19 protein-coding genes are annotated in these 15114 nt (G+C 68.2%); 14 read left to right on the top strand and 5 right to left on the bottom strand.

From position 1 onward, the window contains the following. Nucleotides 1–149: 149 nt before the first annotated feature. From SACMADRAFT_RS08370 to SACMADRAFT_RS08335, 9 genes are all read left to right on the top strand, one after another. Nucleotides 150–1832, top strand: a complete 1683-nt coding sequence (locus SACMADRAFT_RS08370; protein WP_009153368.1) for a nitrite/sulfite reductase — start codon at nt 150–152, stop codon at nt 1830–1832. Then, the gene (locus tag SACMADRAFT_RS30790; RefSeq protein WP_083840855.1) at nt 1829–2002 is read left to right on the top strand and encodes an Insertion element protein; all 174 of its coding nucleotides are present in this window, start codon (nt 1829–1831) and stop codon (nt 2000–2002) included. The genes SACMADRAFT_RS08370 and SACMADRAFT_RS30790 overlap by 4 nt, the downstream gene beginning before the upstream one ends. Then, nucleotides 1999–2703 (top strand): phosphoadenylyl-sulfate reductase, encoded by a 705-nt coding sequence (locus SACMADRAFT_RS08365; RefSeq protein WP_009153367.1) that lies wholly within the window; start codon nt 1999–2001, stop codon nt 2701–2703. Before SACMADRAFT_RS30790 ends, SACMADRAFT_RS08365 begins: the two co-directional genes overlap by 4 nt. 89 nt (nt 2704–2792) lie before the next feature. After that, the gene (gene cysD, locus SACMADRAFT_RS08360) at nt 2793–3713 is read left to right on the top strand and encodes a sulfate adenylyltransferase subunit CysD (RefSeq protein WP_009153366.1); all 921 of its coding nucleotides are present in this window, start codon (nt 2793–2795) and stop codon (nt 3711–3713) included. Beyond that, on the top strand, nt 3713–4993 hold the full coding sequence (locus SACMADRAFT_RS08355; RefSeq protein ID WP_009153365.1) for a sulfate adenylyltransferase subunit 1: 1281 nt from the start codon (nt 3713–3715) through the stop codon (nt 4991–4993). Before cysD ends, SACMADRAFT_RS08355 begins: the two co-directional genes overlap by 1 nt. A 9-nt stretch (nt 4994–5002) precedes the next feature. Beyond that, nucleotides 5003–5797 (top strand): sirohydrochlorin chelatase, encoded by a 795-nt coding sequence (locus SACMADRAFT_RS08350; protein WP_009153364.1) that lies wholly within the window; start codon nt 5003–5005, stop codon nt 5795–5797. A 13-nt stretch (nt 5798–5810) separates the two neighbouring features. Continuing rightward, nucleotides 5811–6071 carry a hypothetical protein gene (locus tag SACMADRAFT_RS08345; RefSeq protein ID WP_009153363.1) on the top strand — a complete coding sequence of 87 codons (261 nt, stop codon included), beginning with the start codon at nt 5811–5813 and terminating at the stop codon, nt 6069–6071. Beyond that, nucleotides 6068–6502, top strand: coding sequence for a helix-turn-helix domain-containing protein (locus tag SACMADRAFT_RS08340; protein WP_009153362.1), 435 nt, complete (start codon nt 6068–6070; stop codon nt 6500–6502). Before SACMADRAFT_RS08345 ends, SACMADRAFT_RS08340 begins: the two co-directional genes overlap by 4 nt. A 2-nt stretch (nt 6503–6504) precedes the next feature. Next, nucleotides 6505–7275, top strand: a complete 771-nt coding sequence (locus tag SACMADRAFT_RS08335; RefSeq protein WP_009153361.1) for an enoyl-CoA hydratase family protein — start codon at nt 6505–6507, stop codon at nt 7273–7275. 4 nt (nt 7276–7279) lie between these two features. On the opposite strand, the gene SACMADRAFT_RS08330 is transcribed toward SACMADRAFT_RS08335, so the two are convergent. The 3 genes from SACMADRAFT_RS08330 to SACMADRAFT_RS08320 are packed head-to-tail and all read right to left on the bottom strand — an operon-like array spanning nt 7280 to nt 8291. Continuing rightward, nucleotides 7280–7651: a barstar family protein gene (locus SACMADRAFT_RS08330; RefSeq protein ID WP_009153360.1), complete on the bottom strand. Its 372-nt coding sequence runs from the start codon at nt 7649–7651 to the stop codon at nt 7280–7282. Continuing rightward, entirely contained in the window at nt 7648–8070 is a 423-nt protein-coding gene (locus tag SACMADRAFT_RS08325; protein ID WP_009153359.1) for a ribonuclease domain-containing protein, read from the bottom strand. Before SACMADRAFT_RS08325 ends, SACMADRAFT_RS08330 begins: the two co-directional genes overlap by 4 nt. A gap of 14 nt (nt 8071–8084) precedes the next feature. Continuing rightward, on the bottom strand, nt 8085–8291 hold the full coding sequence (locus SACMADRAFT_RS08320) for a hypothetical protein (protein ID WP_009153358.1): 207 nt from the start codon (nt 8289–8291) through the stop codon (nt 8085–8087). A 32-nt stretch (nt 8292–8323) separates the two neighbouring features. On the opposite strand from SACMADRAFT_RS08320, the gene SACMADRAFT_RS08315 reads away from it, so the two are divergent. Together SACMADRAFT_RS08315 and SACMADRAFT_RS08310 are read left to right on the top strand one after the other, a co-directional pair. Further along, a complete protein-coding gene (locus tag SACMADRAFT_RS08315; RefSeq protein ID WP_009153357.1) occupies nt 8324–9289 on the top strand; it encodes a zinc-binding dehydrogenase in 966 nt (321 codons plus the stop codon). A gap of 111 nt (nt 9290–9400) precedes the next feature. Next, entirely contained in the window at nt 9401–10378 is a 978-nt protein-coding gene (locus SACMADRAFT_RS08310) for an alpha/beta fold hydrolase (RefSeq protein ID WP_009153356.1), read from the top strand. A 132-nt stretch (nt 10379–10510) separates the two neighbouring features. Here SACMADRAFT_RS08310 and SACMADRAFT_RS08305 read toward each other — a convergent pair whose 3' ends face one another. Beyond that, on the bottom strand, nt 10511–11563 hold the full coding sequence (locus SACMADRAFT_RS08305; protein WP_009153355.1) for an NAD(P)H-dependent flavin oxidoreductase: 1053 nt from the start codon (nt 11561–11563) through the stop codon (nt 10511–10513). A 217-nt stretch (nt 11564–11780) separates the two neighbouring features. On the opposite strand from SACMADRAFT_RS08305, the gene SACMADRAFT_RS08300 reads away from it, so the two are divergent. Next, a complete protein-coding gene (locus SACMADRAFT_RS08300) occupies nt 11781–11996 on the top strand; it encodes a hypothetical protein (protein WP_009153354.1) in 216 nt (71 codons plus the stop codon). Between the two features lie 83 nt (nt 11997–12079). Further along, complete coding sequence (locus tag SACMADRAFT_RS08295; RefSeq protein WP_009153353.1) at nt 12080–12526, top strand: pyridoxamine 5'-phosphate oxidase family protein; 447 nt, start codon at nt 12080–12082, stop codon at nt 12524–12526. Nucleotides 12527–12535: 9 nt separating this feature from the next. Here the strand turns inward: SACMADRAFT_RS08295 and lepA are convergent, their stop codons facing one another. Next, nucleotides 12536–14398 carry a translation elongation factor 4 gene (gene lepA, locus SACMADRAFT_RS08290; RefSeq protein ID WP_009153352.1) on the bottom strand — a complete coding sequence of 621 codons (1863 nt, stop codon included), beginning with the start codon at nt 14396–14398 and terminating at the stop codon, nt 12536–12538. 112 nt (nt 14399–14510) lie between these two features. Between lepA and SACMADRAFT_RS08285 the strand changes: the two genes are divergently transcribed. Then, nucleotides 14511–15110 (top strand): class I SAM-dependent methyltransferase, encoded by a 600-nt coding sequence (locus tag SACMADRAFT_RS08285; protein ID WP_009153351.1) that lies wholly within the window; start codon nt 14511–14513, stop codon nt 15108–15110. Nucleotides 15111–15114: the final 4 nt, after the last annotated feature.

Below are 15114 nucleotides of genomic sequence, written 5' to 3'. Positions count from 1 at the left end.
GCGCTGACTTCGCGCGCCGATTGCCCCTCGACCGGACAAATCGGACGCCGAACGTGCCGCGACTGCTTTCGAACGGGCTCGGACACTGCCCGCCGCGGTGACGCACGGCGTCCGCCACGTGCACCCACCGCCGCAGGAGGACGAGACAGATGGCCCCCAACGCAGGCCACACCGCGAAGACCAGACAGCGGCGCGGCGAGGGCCAATGGGCCCTCGGCTACCGCGAGCCGCTCAACCCCAACGAACGCTCCAAGAAGGACGATCCGCCGCTCAACGTACGGGCCCGCATCGAGAACCACTACGCACACCGTGGCTTCGACGCCATCGACCCCGGGGACCTGCGCGGGCGGTTCCGTTGGTTCGGCCTGTACACACAGCGCAAACCCGGCATCGACGGCGGCAGGACCGCGGTGCTCGAGCCGGAGGAACTCGACGACCGCTACTTCATGCTGCGGGTGCGCATCGACGGCGGCGCGCTGACCACCGAGCAGTTGCGGCTGCTCGGCGAGCTTTCCCAGACCTACGCCAGGGACACCGCCGACATCACCGACCGGCAGAACATCCAGTACCACTGGATCTCCATCGAGGACGTTCCCACGATCTGGCGGAAGCTGGAGTCGGCAGGCCTGACCACGATGGAGGCCTGCGGCGACAGCCCGAGGGTGATCCTCGGCTCGCCGGTAGCGGGGATCTCGGCCGACGAGGTGATCGACGCGACCCCCGCCATCGAGCAGATCCGCGACCGCTACATCGGCGATCCCGCCTTCGCCAACCTGCCCCGCAAGTTCAAGACCGCCATCTCCGGCCAGCAGGACGTCGCACACGAGATCCACGATGTCGCGTTCGTCGGGGTCGAACACCCCGAGCACGGCCCTGGTTTCGATCTGTGGGTGGGCGGCGGACTGTCCACCAACCCGATGCTCGCCGTGCGGCTGGGGGCATGGCTGCCGCTCGCCGAGGTAGCCGAGGTGTGGGCCGGTGTGGTGAGTGTCTTCCGCGACTACGGCTACCGCAGGCTGCGGTCGCGCGCCCGTATCAAGTTCCTCGTCAAGGACTGGGGCGCGCAGCGCTTCCGCGAGGTGCTGGAGCGCGAGTACCTCGGCCGCAGGCTGCTCGACGGTCCACCACCCCGCGTGCCCGAACACCCTGTCGACCACGTCGGCGTGCACCCTCAGGTGGACGGCAGGTACTACGTGGGTGGCGCCCCGGTGGCGGGCCGCGCATCGGGCTCGATGCTGATCGCGGCGGCCAAGGCAGCCGAACGCGCGGGTGCGGGTCGGGTCCGGTTGACACCACAACAGAAACTCGTCGTGTTGGACGTACCGCGTGGCGAGGTCGAGGCGCTGCGCGCGGAACTGGCCGAAGCTGGTCTTCGCACCGATCCCTCGCCGTGGCGGCGGGGCGTCATGGCCTGCACCGGTATCGAGTTCTGCAAGCTCGCCATCGTGGAGACCAAGGCGAAGGCCAACACACTGGTCGCCGAACTGGAACGCAGGCTCGCCGACATCACCGACGGCATCGACCACCCGGTGAGCATTCATCTCAACGGCTGCCCCAATTCCTGTGCCCGCATCCAGGTCGCCGACATCGGGCTGAAGGGCCAAATCGTCACCGACGCCGAAGGCAGGCAGGTGGAGGGATTCCAGGTGCATCTGGGCGGTGGTCTGGGCCTGGACGCCGGATTCGGCCGTAAACTACGCGGGCACAAGGTCACCGCCGCCCAACTGACGGACTACGTGGAACGGGTGGTGCGCAACTATGTCGCTCAACGAAACGAGGGCGAGCGGTTCGCGCAGTGGGCCGCGCGCGCGGAGGAAGCCGCACTGACATGACGGATTCCGCCCCGAACTTCACGCCCAGCAGGGCTGCGCCGTTCTACTGTCCGTACTGTGGCGACGAGGATCTCCGACCGCGGGACAACGCCGCCTGGCTTTGCACGTCCTGCCGAAGGGTGTTCTCGGTGACATTCGTCGGTCTGCATATACCGGAGGTGAGTCGATGACCGCGGCGGCTTCGACCGAGCAGTTGAAAGCCATGGCGGCCGAAGCAGGCAGGCGGCTCGCGGACGCAGGCGCCGAAGAGTCGCTGCGGTGGGCGGTGGAGCAGTTCGGTGACGACCTGATCGTCGCGTCGAACATGCAGGACGCGGTGCTGATCGATCTCGCGGTCAAGGTGAAACCCGATGTGGCGGTGCTTTTCCTCGACACCGGCTACCACTTCGCCGAGACCGTCGGCACCCGCGACGCGGTCGCCACCGTCTACCCCGACATCCGGATCGTCAACGCCGTCCCTGAGCAGACGGTGGCCGAGCAGGACGCCGAGTACGGCCCGAAACTACACGATCGCGACCCCAACAAGTGCTGCCACCTGCGCAAGGTGGTTCCGCTGCGTGCGACGCTTTCGCGGTACTCGTGTTGGGTGACAGGCGTGCGCAGGGTGGACGCGCCGACCAGGGCCAACACTCCGATCGTCGGCTGGGACGAGCGCAACGGACTGGTGAAGGTGAACCCCATCGCGGCGTGGACGGACGAGGAGTTCGACGACTACCTGTCGCGGCACGGGATACTGCAGAACCCGTTGGTCGGTGAGGGTTATCTGTCGATCGGCTGCGCACCGTGCACGGCCAAGGTGGCACCGGGCGCCGACCCGCGCAGCGGTCGCTGGGCAGGCCAGTCGAAGACCGAGTGCGGGCTGCACGGCTGATCCGCGGCGCGAACGCACGACTCGGGGATGCGGGTTTCCGCACACCAGCACCGGGAACGAACAGCGACGAACGGCTGAGAAAGGACGTCATGACCACACTGGAGACCGCGGCCGACGCGGCACGGGACAACCTGACCGCCCTTGAGTCGGAGGCCGTTCACATCTTCCGCGAGGTGGCGGGCGAGTTCGACCGCCCAGTGATTCTCTTCTCCGGCGGCAAGGATTCCACCCTGCTGCTGCACCTTGCCATCAAGGCGTTCTGGCCCGCTCCGGTGCCGTTTCCGCTGTTGCACGTTGACACCGGGCACAACTTCGACGAGGTCATCGAGTTCCGCGACAAGGTCGTCGAGACCTACGGGCTTCGGCTGGTCGTCGCGCACGTGCAGGACTGGATCGACGACGGCAGGCTCACCGAACGCCCCGACCGCACCCGCAACCCGCTACAGACCCAGCCGCTGCTCGACACCATCTCCGAGCACAAGTTCGACGCGGTGTTCGGCGGCGGCAGGCGAGACGAGGAACGCGCCAGGGCCAAGGAACGCATCTTCAGCCTTCGCAACGCCTTCGGCCAGTGGGACCCGCGCAGGCAGCGCCCCGAGTTGTGGAACCTGTACAACGGCAGGCACCGCCCGGGAGAACACGTGCGGGTCTTCCCGCTGTCGAACTGGACCGAGGCCGACGTGTGGAACTACATTGCCCGCGAGGGCATCGAGTTGCCCTCGATCTACTACGCCCACCGGCGCAAGGTGTACCGCAGAGATGGCATGTGGCTCACCGAGGGACCGTGGGGTGGTCCGCGCGACGGTGAGGTCGTGGAGGAACTGATGGTGCGCTACCGCACCGTCGGCGACGGGTCCTGCACCGGAGCGGTCGAGTCCACAGCCACCACAGTGGAAGAGGTCATCGCCGAGGTACAGGCCAGCAGGCTGACCGAGCGCGGCGCGACCAGGGCGGACGATCGACTTTCGGAAGCCGCCATGGAGGACCGCAAGCGGGAGGGATATTTCTGATGTCGGGCCTGCTCAGGCTTGCCACCGCGGGAAGTGTGGACGACGGGAAGTCCACGCTCGTCGGGCGGCTGCTCTACGACACCAAGTCGGTTCTGGCCGACCAACTCGACGCCGTGCGGCGCGCCAGCGTCGACCGCGGGCTGTCCACGCCCGATCTGTCGCTGCTCGTCGACGGTCTGCGCTCGGAGCGGGAACAGGGCATCACCATCGATGTCGCCTACCGCTACTTCGCCACCCCCAAGCGCAGCTTCGTCCTCGCCGACACTCCCGGCCACGTGCAGTACACCCGCAACACCGTCACCGGTGCCTCCACCGCACAGCTCGCGGTGCTGCTCGTCGACGCCCGAAAGGGTGTGGTGGAGCAGACCAGGCGGCACGCCGCCGTGCTCGCGCTGCTCGGGGTGCCCCGGCTGGTGCTCGCCGTGAACAAGGTCGACCTCATCAACTACGACGAAGCGTCGTTCACCGTGATCGCCAAGGAGTTCGGGGCGCACGCGTCGTCGCTCGGCTACGAGGAAGGCTCGGTTCTGGCCATCCCGGTGTCGGCGCTGCTGGGTGACAACGTGGCCACGCGGTCGGAGAACACTCCGTGGTACCAGGGCCCGACGCTGCTGGAGCACCTCGAGAACGTGCCGGTCGCTCCCGACCCGCACGAAGCGGCGTTCCGGTTCCCCGTGCAGTACGTCATCCGTCCGCGCACGGCCGAGCATCCCGATTACCGCGGCTACGCGGGCCAGATCGCCGCGGGAACCGTACGGCCGGGAGACGAGGTCGTGGTGCTGCCGCAGGGCCTTCGCACCCGGGTGGAGAGCGTCGACACGCCACGTGGCGCACTGGACGAAGCGGGGGCGGGATCGTCGGTAACGGTGTTGCTCGCCGATGAACTCGACATCTCGCGCGGGGACCTCATCGCCTCCGCCGAGCAGCCACCCGAGGTGACCGACGAACTCACCGCCACGCTGTGCTGGCTGTCGAGCAAGTCACTGCGACCGGGGGCCAGGGTGTTGCTCAAGCACGGCACCCGAACGGTGCAGGCACTCGTCGACGACCTTCGTTCCCGCTTCGACGAGCAAAGCCTGTCCACAGTGGACGGACCGCCATCGCTGGAGCTCAACGAGATCGGTGGGGTCAGGCTGCGGCTGTCGGAGCCGCTGCCGCTCGACGACTACAGCACCAGCCCGCGAACGGGCGCGTTCCTGGTGCTGGACCCCGGCGACGGTGACACGCTCGCGGCCGGGTTGGTCGGCGAACGGTTCTCGGCACTGGCCTGCGGGGAGTGACCGGCGGCGGTGGCCGAGGCTGACAGCCCGCCCGCGTTGCTGGCCGTCGCACACGGCAGCAGGGACCCGCGTTCGGCGGCCACGGTGCGGGCCCTGGTGGCCGCCGTGCGACTCCTCGCACCGGCCACCGAGGTGCGCGAGGCGTTCCTCGACCTGTCGTCGCCGACGGTCGGCGACATGCTGGCCGAGTTGCACGCACGCGGACACCGGCACGTTGTCGTCGTCCCGCTGCTGCTGGGCAGCGCCTACCACGCACGGGTGGATCTACCCGCGCTGATCGCCACGGTGAGTCGGCGGCTGCCCCGGCTTCGGGTGTCGGTGGCCGACGTGCTGGGTGCCGATCCGCTACTGGAGTCGGTGGCGGTCGACCGGCTCACCGAGGCGGGTGCCGAGTTGGCCGATCCGGAACTCGGGATCGTGCTCGCCGCCGTCGGTTCGTCGCACGCGAACGCCAACGCCGCCGTGAGCCGCCTCGCAGGCCGCTGGCACCGGGCCAACGCCTGCGCGGTAGCTCCCGCCTTCGCAAGCGCGACCCGGCCCGATGTGCCCTCCGCCTTCGCGCGACTGCGGGCTCGTGGCGCGCGACGCTTCGCCGTCGCGGCCTGGTTCCTGGCGCCCGGACTGTTGCCTGACCGGGTGAACTCCCTGGCCGGTCAGCTGGCACCCGGAACCGCGCTGGCCGCCCCGCTGGGACCGGACCCACGCGTGGCACGGGTGGTCCTGGACCGCTACCGGGCGGCGCTGGCCACGTTCTCCCAACCGGCCGATGTGTCTATTGAATTAGACGTTTGCATGTCTAGGTAGCTAGACTTAGTCTGTGGTGGCGAAACGTCTGAAGCCGGCCAAGGTCCTCAGCATCGCGAGAAGGGCCGCACGAAAGAGCGGCCACACCCTGGAACGCATCGAAGGCAGGGGGAAGGGGTCGCATCAGATATACCTCGTTCGCGATCAACACGGTCAGGAACTGGTGAGGTTCGCCGTTACGGGCCACAACCGGGAATTGTCGTGGGCGGTGTTGCGAAGCATCGAGAACGCGCTCGCACCCCTTTTCGGGGAAAAGTGGATGGAGGAGAAATGAGCGAGGCATCTCCCGTCTATCACGTTACGGTGACTCGCGAGGACAATCTGTGGGTCGCGGTCGTCCACGACCTACCTGCGGGCGCCACCGATGTCGGTCGCATGGTTGACCTCGAGCCGGAGGTCCGCGACCTGATCGCGGGACTTGAGGATCTCGACCCGGACGACTTCGAAATCTCATGGCACTACAGGCAGGGTAAGCACGACCTCAGCCCAGTGGTCGATGAACTCCGGCAGCGAGAAGCCACAGCCGCCGAAGCCGTACTCAGCCGCGACAAAGCCCGACTCGAGGCGATCAAGCAACTGAAGGACGCGGGACTGAGCCTGCGCAGCATCGCAGAGCTACTCGGACTTTCCCATCAGCGGGTCCAGCAGCTCGCCAGCGCCGCTGCCGGGCGCTCTGACGACGAACAACCGTGTGCCAGAGTGTGAGCATGGCTGACGAACTGGTGCACTACGGGGTGACAGGCGGTGTCGCCACCATCACGCTCGACTCCCCGCACAACCGCAACGCGCTTTCCGCCCAGTTACGCGCGGAGCTGAGCGCGGGGCTGGAGAAGGCGATCGGCGACGACGACGTCCGGGTGATCGTGCTCGACCACACCGGCAGCGTCTTCTGCGCGGGTATGGACCTCAAGGAAGCACGCGGCGCGAGCGCCGAGAAGCAGGGCGTCAACGACTTCCCCGCCATCCTCGAGCGCATCTGGACCAGCCCGAAGCCCGTCGTGGCCAAGCTCGCCGGACCGGCACGAGCGGGTGGGGTCGGACTCGTGGCCGCCGCCGACATCGCGGTGGCGGCCGAGAACGCCACGTTCGCCTTCACCGAGGTCCGCATCGGGGTGGTCCCGGCGATCATTTCCGTCACTGTGCTGCCGCGGCTGAACGCCAGGGCCGCCCACGAATTGTTCCTCACCGGGGACACCTTCGACGCCAACCGCGCCGCGGCGATCGGCCTGATCAACGCCGCCGTCCCCGCCGATGAACTCGATGGCGCGGTGCGCAACTACGTGGCCTCGCTCACCCTCGGCGGACCGAAGGCACTCGCGGCGACCAAGGAGTTGTTGCAGCGCGGCACGGCCGAAGGCATGGCCGAGGCGTTGGAGTCCATGCTCGTCACGTCGGCCCGGTTCTTCGCCAGTGACGAAGGGCAGGAAGGTATCCAGGCCTTCGCGCAGAAGCGCAAGCCCAACTGGGTGCCCCGGTAGCGGCTCAGTCCGCCAGTACGACGGTGAGCGTGCGCCCGTTCGCGCGCTCACCCCGGGGAGCCATGGCTCGCTGTGCGTCGGAGAGCACGCTGTGCACCGCAAGGTATGCCTTCGGGTCGGCCTGTTTGAGCAGGTCCGAGAAACGCCAGATCAGCACGTGCTCACCGGAAGGCAGCCACGAAAGATCCGTGAGGCAGTCGTAGAGCGCGTCGAGGTTGCGGCCGAAGTACTCGGGGAAGGACAGCACGGTGGCAATGGCGTCCAGAGTGCTGTCCTTGTCGATGTGTTCGGAGGTGTCGAGCACGTGGGCGTGCGCGCCACGGGCGCGCGCCTGGTCGACCACCGTCCTGGAGTCGGGCCTTGGCTTGACCGTCATCGCTGCGTGTCCACCACGACGAAGGAAACGTAGTGATCGCCGGTGTAGTACACCTCGTCGTGCCGGCCTGTGACGAACCCGAGCGGTCCCCGACCGTCGGTTCCTGGCAGGTCGACCGTGTACTGCTTGTAGTAGCCAGGTGGCATCTGAGGCAACGAACTCTCCCTATTACCGAATGTCGTGCCGTCGGTGTCCGGATGCGGGAACGGCCCTCCGCGCTCGATCAGCGTCCACGTCCGCTCCGCCTGCGGCGGCAGACTGGACAGCGGCGCGATCTCGAGGCCCGAATCCGCGCCCGGGAGGCTACCCGTGCCGTGCCTCGGCTCGCCAATCGCCAGGACGTCCTTCACCAGCCATCCTGCGATCACCAGCAGGATCAAGCCGATCAGCGCAGCACTGATGCGCCTGCGAGACAGCATTTCGTCCGCTCTCCCTAGGACGGTCTGTCCCACTGCCGGGTGCCTTGCCGCACCCGGGAGATCCGATGCGCCACGGCGCCGACCGCCCGATCGATCAGCAGGGCGAGACCGCCGCCCAGTGGCAGCAAGACGGCCATGACCAGCACGAACTGCACCGGGAACCACTGCTGTGCCAACCACAGCTCAAAGCCGTCCCACCAGCGGGCCACTCCGTCGAACACAACAAAGAGGGTACGCCAGGTAGGTTGGCGCCATGTTCGCCGTCTACGCCAAGGAACCCAACGTCGACGATCCGTTGTCCTCGCTCGTCGTGGGCGAGCGCCCCGACCCGGAGGTACCCGAAGGCTGGGTGCGGGTCTCGATGAGGTCGGCCAGCCTCAACATGCACGACATCTGGACGCTGCGTGGGGTCGGGATCAAGCCGGACCAGTTCCCCATGATCCTCGGGTGCGACGGGGCGGGGGTGCTCGACGACGGCACCGAGGTGGTCATCCACTCGGTCGTCAACGATCCGTCCTGGCACGGGGACGACACCCTCGATCCCAAACGGACCCTGCTCACCGAGAAGTACCAGGGCACCTTCGCGGAGTCCGTGGTGGTGCCCTCCCACAACGTCGTTCCCAAGCCCGAGGGCATGTCGTTCGAGGAAGCGGCCATCATGGGCACCGCCTGGCTGACGGCCTACCGGATGTTGTTCGTGAAGTCGGGCCTGCGACCCGGGCAGACGATGCTGGTGCAGGGCGCCTCGGGTGGGGTCGCGACCGCGCTCATCCAGCTCGGCAAGGCCGCGGGCATGCGAGTGTGGGCGACCGGTCGCACCGAGGACAAGCGCGCGCTGGCCGAGCGGCTCGGCGCGCACCAGGCCTTCGAGTCCGGGGCGCGACTGCCGGAGCGGGTCGACGCGGTGTTCGAGACGGTGGGCAAGGCCACGTGGTCACATTCGGTGAAGTCGCTCAAACCCGGCGGGATCATCGTGGTTTCGGGGTCCACCAGCGGCCCCGACCCGAGTGCGGAACTACAGCGGGTGTTCTTCCTGCAGCTGCGGGTGACGGGGTCGACGATGGGTACCAGGGACGAGTTGCGTGACCTGCTGTCGTACGTCGATCTCGCCGGGATCCGGCCTCAGATCGGAGCGCGACTGCCGCTGCGGGAGGCCGAGCAGGGCTTCACCGACATGCTGCAGGGCGCAACCGCAGGCAAGATCGTGTTCACACTGTGACCCGGAACAGCCGCTCTACCTGCGACGACACCTTATTGACACTCGGTCGATACGCTTCCGTGTCCCGGAAGACCGGCGTGTGAACCGCCACGGGTGGGTTAATCTGTATTCATGATCGCGGCGTCGCGGGAGGGTTCATCGACGAACCCGCGAGTACCCGGTCCGGTCGTCCGGTCCGGGTACCGCGAGTTCGCGGGTGTGCGTACCCGTGTGCTCGAGGTGGGTCCGCGACCCACCGCCAGGCAGCGCCGTTCCCGCCGACCGCGCACCGACCGGCCGCGTCTTGTGCTGCTGCACGGCTACTGCGACAGCGCGGACACCTGGTCGCCGGTGCTCGGCGAACTCGCTGCCGCCGGGCACGAGGCGATCGCGGTCGACCTACCCGGTTCCGGTGAGGCCGACGCGCTCGGTCCCGGTCCCATCCTGCCGCAGCTGGACGCGTTCACCTCCGCGCTGGTCGAGGAGGAGGCCACGCGCGGTGGCGTGGTTCTGGTCGGCAACTCCCTCGGCGGCACGATGAGCCTGCGCGCCGCGCAGAACCCTCGGCTTCCGGTGTCGGGGATCGTCTCGATCGCGGCCCCCGGATTCGTCGACACGTGGCTGATCCGCACCGTGGCGCGCTACCCGCTGCCGCTACGGGTGGCCTCGCTGCCGCTCCCGGTTCCGTCGTTCGTCGTCCGCGCCGTCGCCGAACAGGTGGTGCCGCGGCTGCTGTACGCCGACTCCGAAACCGCCGAGCGCACCCACGTCCGCCGCTTCACCGAACTGTTTCCCGACTACCGCTCCGCCACCGACCGGCTGCGGGAGGCACGCAAGCTGGTCGCCGAACTGGAACAGGCCTACGAACTGGACCGCGTCAGCGCCCCGTTGCTGGTCGTGGCCTGCGGCAAGGACCGGCTGGTGAGCTCGGCCTCCGGCAGGCAGTTACACTCGCTCGTCCCGCACAGCAGGCTCATGGTTCGCCAGGACTGGGGCCACTGCCCCCAACTCGACGACCCCGCGGCGGTGGCCGACCTGCTCAGCTACTTCGTCGCGACCTCCAGCACATCTCGGCAGGCCTCGTTCGCGGGCGAGGCCGCCGCCGGATAGCCGCACGCGGCCCGCACGCTGCGCAGCACTCGCCCGGCGCCTGGGAAGGGCTCAGCCGGTCACACAGCACCCCGAGCCGGCCACCGCTGCGGTCGAACAAGCAAAGTGGACTGTGGAGTTCCGGCAGCGCGCTCAGCCGAACCGGCCCTCGGCGCGCCGCAGCGCCTCCCGCGCCTGACTGCGCAACAGTTCGATGATCTCCTCGGCCGCAGCGCTGCCCGCCAGCTGATAGGTCTGGCCCGCCCACATCGACATCGACTCGGGGTCACCGGCCGAACCGGCCGCCGCCCTGATCGGCCTGGTCAGCCGGTGCAGCTGCGGGTAAGCGGCAGGCGCGTGCTCGGTGTGCTCGCGCAGGAACCGGTTGACCAGTCCCCTGGCAGGCCTGCCGGTGAACGCTCTGGTGAAGGCCGTCGGCCTGCCCGCCTCGGCGAGCACCCGCCGCTGCGTGGGATTCGTGCCTGCCTCGTCGGCACGCAGGAACGCCGTGCCCAGTTGCGCGGCCACCGCACCAGCCGTGATCACGGCGGCGACATCGGCACCATGCACCAGCCCGCCCGCCGCCACCAGTGGCAGGTCCGTCACCGCGGACACCAGCCGCAGCGCGGCCAGCACTCCGTACAGCGGTCCTCCCGCCGGGTCGGTGGCATCGTCGGCGAACACACCCCTGTGCCCGCCTGCCTCGAATCCCTGCACGCACAGCCCGTCGGCGCCTGCGGCGGCGGCCTGCCGCGCCTCCTCCTGCGACGTCACCGTCACCAGCACCGCGCTACCCGCGTCGTGCAACCGCTCGATGTCGGCCTCGATCGGGACGCCGAAGGTGAACGACACCACCGGCGTCCTACGTTCGACGACGAGGTCCAGCTTCGCGGAGTAGGCGTCGTCGTCCCACCTCGGCGTCCCGGGGCTGACACCGTAGCGCTCGGCCTCCTCCCACAGCCTCGCGGCGTAGGGCTCGATGTCCACGGTGGATCGAACTCCGGGGACGAACAGGTTCACCCCGAAGGCTGCGTCGGTCAGCGCGCGAAGCCGGTCGATCTGCTCGGCGAGTCCGGCCGCACTGAGATACCCACCCGCGAGGAAGCCGAACGCTCCGGCCCTCGTCGCCGCTGCCACCAGTTCCGGCGTGGTCGGCCCGCCCGCCATCGGAGCGACGATCACGGGGACGCGCAAGCTGTCGAACATGCGCCAAGGGTACGAACCGGCTCACCACGCTCACGACGTGGTCACCTGCACCGAGCCGGGTCCGGCAGGCATGAACCTGGGCGTTGTACCCGACAGGGAGTCTTCTTAGCACGATTCAGCGATCATAGGCGTGCCAAGTTGTTGCTCCGTTCGGCCGAGTGCACTGTTCCATACGTACGCGATGGAACTCGCGGAAACCGAGAGGGAGAGGAAAGCCATGACCGAAATCCAGGAGACCACGAGGAGCACGGCGAAGCGCTGGGCAATGCGCGGTACGGCCGTGAGCGCGCTCTCCGCGACGCTGCTGGCCGTCTTCGCCGGTCAGGCGTCCGCGGCGGTCGTCGAACTCGGCCCCATCGCGGATGCCCTCGACGCCACGGTCCAGGACCTGTCGACGCGCCTCGTCGCCGCGCTCGCGGTTCTCCTCGGCTGACCGAGACAAGACCTGCGCCGCGTGGCCGGAGCCAGCTCCGGCCACGCGGCGCAGGTGTCTGTAGGAGTCGCTACCGTGATGCCATGCCTGTAGATCTGGAACGTCTCCGCCGGCTCGCGGCGGCCGAGCAGGGCCTGGCCACTGTCGCGACCGTACGGCCCGACGGCACCGTGCACGCCTCCGTGGTGAACGCAAGCGTGCTCGACAACCCGGTCACCGGCCATCCCAGCGTCGGGATGGTCATCCGGGGAAAGGCCCGCAAGCTCGAACTGTTCCGAACCCACGGGCACGCCACCGTCGTCTTCCGCCGAGGCTGGGAGTGGGTCTCGGTGCAGGGTTCCACACACCTCATCGGACCGGACGACCCCGACCCCGACTTCCCCGAAAGCGAACTCCCACGGCTACTCAGGGACATCTTCACGGCGGCGGGTGGAACTCACGACGACTGGGAGACCTACGACAGGGTGATGGCGCAGCAGCGCCGCACCGCCGTGTTCGTCGAACCGGTCAGGCTCAGCGGGAATCCCTGAGTCCCACACTCACTTCTTGCCCTTACCGCCCTTGTCGGCACCGTCGTCGGCCGACAGCGCCGCCACGAACGCCTCCTGCGGCACCTCAACTCTGCCGACGGTCTTCATGCGCTTCTTGCCTTCCTTCTGCTTCTCGAGCAGCTTTCGCTTACGAGAGATGTCACCGCCGTAGCACTTGGCGAGCACATCCTTGCGGATGGCGCGGATCGTCTCGCGCGCGATGATGCGCGAACCCACCGCCGCCTGGATAGGGACCTCGAACTGCTGCCGGGGAATGAGTTCACGCAAGCGCGTCGCCATCTTGTTGCCGTAGGCGTAGGCGGCGTCCTTGTGGACGATGGCGGAGAAGGCGTCCACCGGCTCGCCCTGCAACAGGATGTCCACCTTGACCAGATCGGCGACCTGCTCCCCCGCCTCCTCGTAGTCGAGTGAGGCGTAGCCGCGCGTGCGCGACTTCAGCGAGTCGAAGAAGTCGAAGATGATCTCGGCCAGCGGCAACTGGTAACGCAGCTCGACCCTGTCCTCGGACAGGTAATCCATCCCCAGCAGTTGGCCACGCTTGCCCTGGCACAACTCCATGATCGCCCCGATGAACTCCGAAGGCGCGATGACGGTGACCTTGCTGACCGGCTCGTGGACCTCAGCGATCTTGGCACCGGTCGGCCAGTCCGAGGGATTGGTGACGACGTGCTCGGTGCCGTCCTCCAGATACACCTGGTACACGACGTTGGGTGCGGTGGCGATCAGGTCAAGACCGAACTCCCGTTCCAGCCTGGCCCTGGTGATCTCCAGGTGCAGCAACCCGAGGAAACCGCACCGGAAACCGAAACCGAGCGCGACGGAGGTCTCCGGCTCGTAGCTCAACGCGGCGTCGTTGAGTCGCAGCTTGTCCAGCGCGTCCCGCAGATCCGGGTAGTCGGAGCCGTCCACAGGGTACAGACCCGAGTAGACCATCGGCCGCGGCTCACGGTAGCCGGCAAGCGGCTGGGTCGCCCCACCGCGTTCGGCGGTGACCGTGTCACCGACCTTGGACTGCCGGACGTCCTTCACCCCGGTGATGAGGTAGCCGACCTCCCCCACGCCCAGCCCCTTGCTCGCCTTCGGCTCCGGCGAGATGATCCCGACCTCCAGCAGTTCGTGCGTGGCGCCGGTGGACATCATTCGGATGCGCTCCCTCGGCGTGATCTTGCCGTCGAAGACCCGGATGTAGGTGACCACGCCGCGGTAGGTGTCGTAGACGGAGTCGAAGATGAGTGCCCGCGCAGGCGCGTCCGCGTCGCCTCGCGGCGGCGGGACCTGCCGGACCACCTCGTCCAACAGGTCACGCACCCCCTCGCCGGTCTTCGCCGAGACCCGCAGCACGTCGTCGGGCTCGCACCCGATGATGTGCGCCAACTCGGCCGCGTACTTGTCGGGATCCGCGGCAGGAAGGTCGATCTTGTTCAGCACCGGGATGATGTGCAGGTCCTTCTCCAGCGCCAGATACAGATTGGCCAGCGTCTGCGCCTCGATCCCCTGCGCCGCGTCCACCAGCAGGATCGCGCCCTCGCATGCCTCGAGTGCCCGCGACACCTCGTAGGTGAAGTCGACGTGCCCGGGGGTGTCGATGAGGTGCAGGACGTGGTCGGCCTCGCCCAGTCGCCAGGGCAGCCGCACGTTCTGCGCCTTGATCGTGATGCCTCGCTCGCGCTCGATGTCCATCCGGTCCAGGTACTGGTCCCGCATCGACCTCGCCTCGACAACGCCCGTGAGCTGCAGCATCCGGTCGGCCAGGGTGGACTTGCCGTGGTCGATGTGCGCGATGATGCAGAAGTTCCTGATGAACTCAGGGGGCGTGAAGGTGGTGTCGGCGGACGGACGCTGCTGTGTCACTCGATACCTCGGGTCGTTCGCGGGGCGATACCTCTATGCTCCCATGCCCCGGCAGCGGCAATTCCGGGTCATCCCCGATGCGAGCCGCTCGCAGTCGTGCTGATCTCGAAGGATGAGTTCTTTCGCAGACGTGCTCGACCGGACGTTCGGACACCCGCGCGGCTTGCTCGGCAGGCTCGGCGGCGCGGTCATGGCACACGGCAACGCCGCGACGGAACGTCACGTGGTGTCGGTGGCCAACCCCGCGAGCGACGAGAACGTGCTCGTGATCGGGCCCGGACCGGGTGTCGGCCTCCGTGCGGCGGCGGAGCGCGCCCGGCTGGTTATCGGGGTCGATCCGGCCGAGGAGATGCTCGACATGTGCCGCGCCAGGTGCGCCGAGGCGGTGGAGCAGGGCACCGTGGAGTTGCGTGCGGGTACCGCCGCAGCGACCGGGCAGGCCGACGAGTCCGTCGACGTCGTACTGAGCGTGAACAACGTGCAGTTGTGGGACGACCGGCAGGCCGCGCTGGCCGAGTTGCTGCGCGTGCTTCGGCCCGGCGGCCGCCTCGTACTCTCCGCACACGAGAGGTGGCTGCCGGTGCCACGCCAGGAACTGGGTGCCGAGTTCGAGGCCGAGGGCTTCACCGACGTGCAGACCTGGGTGTGGCAGCCGCCGGGCGTAGCGGCGAGCAGGGCCGCCCAGTTGCGCGCCTACAAGCCCACGCGGTGAACCG

The organism is Saccharomonospora marina XMU15, from assembly GCF_000244955.1.
Classification (GTDB): Bacteria; Actinomycetota; Actinomycetes; order Mycobacteriales; family Pseudonocardiaceae; genus Saccharomonospora_A; species Saccharomonospora_A marina.
This window is presented reverse-complemented; position numbering and strand designations above follow the sequence as displayed.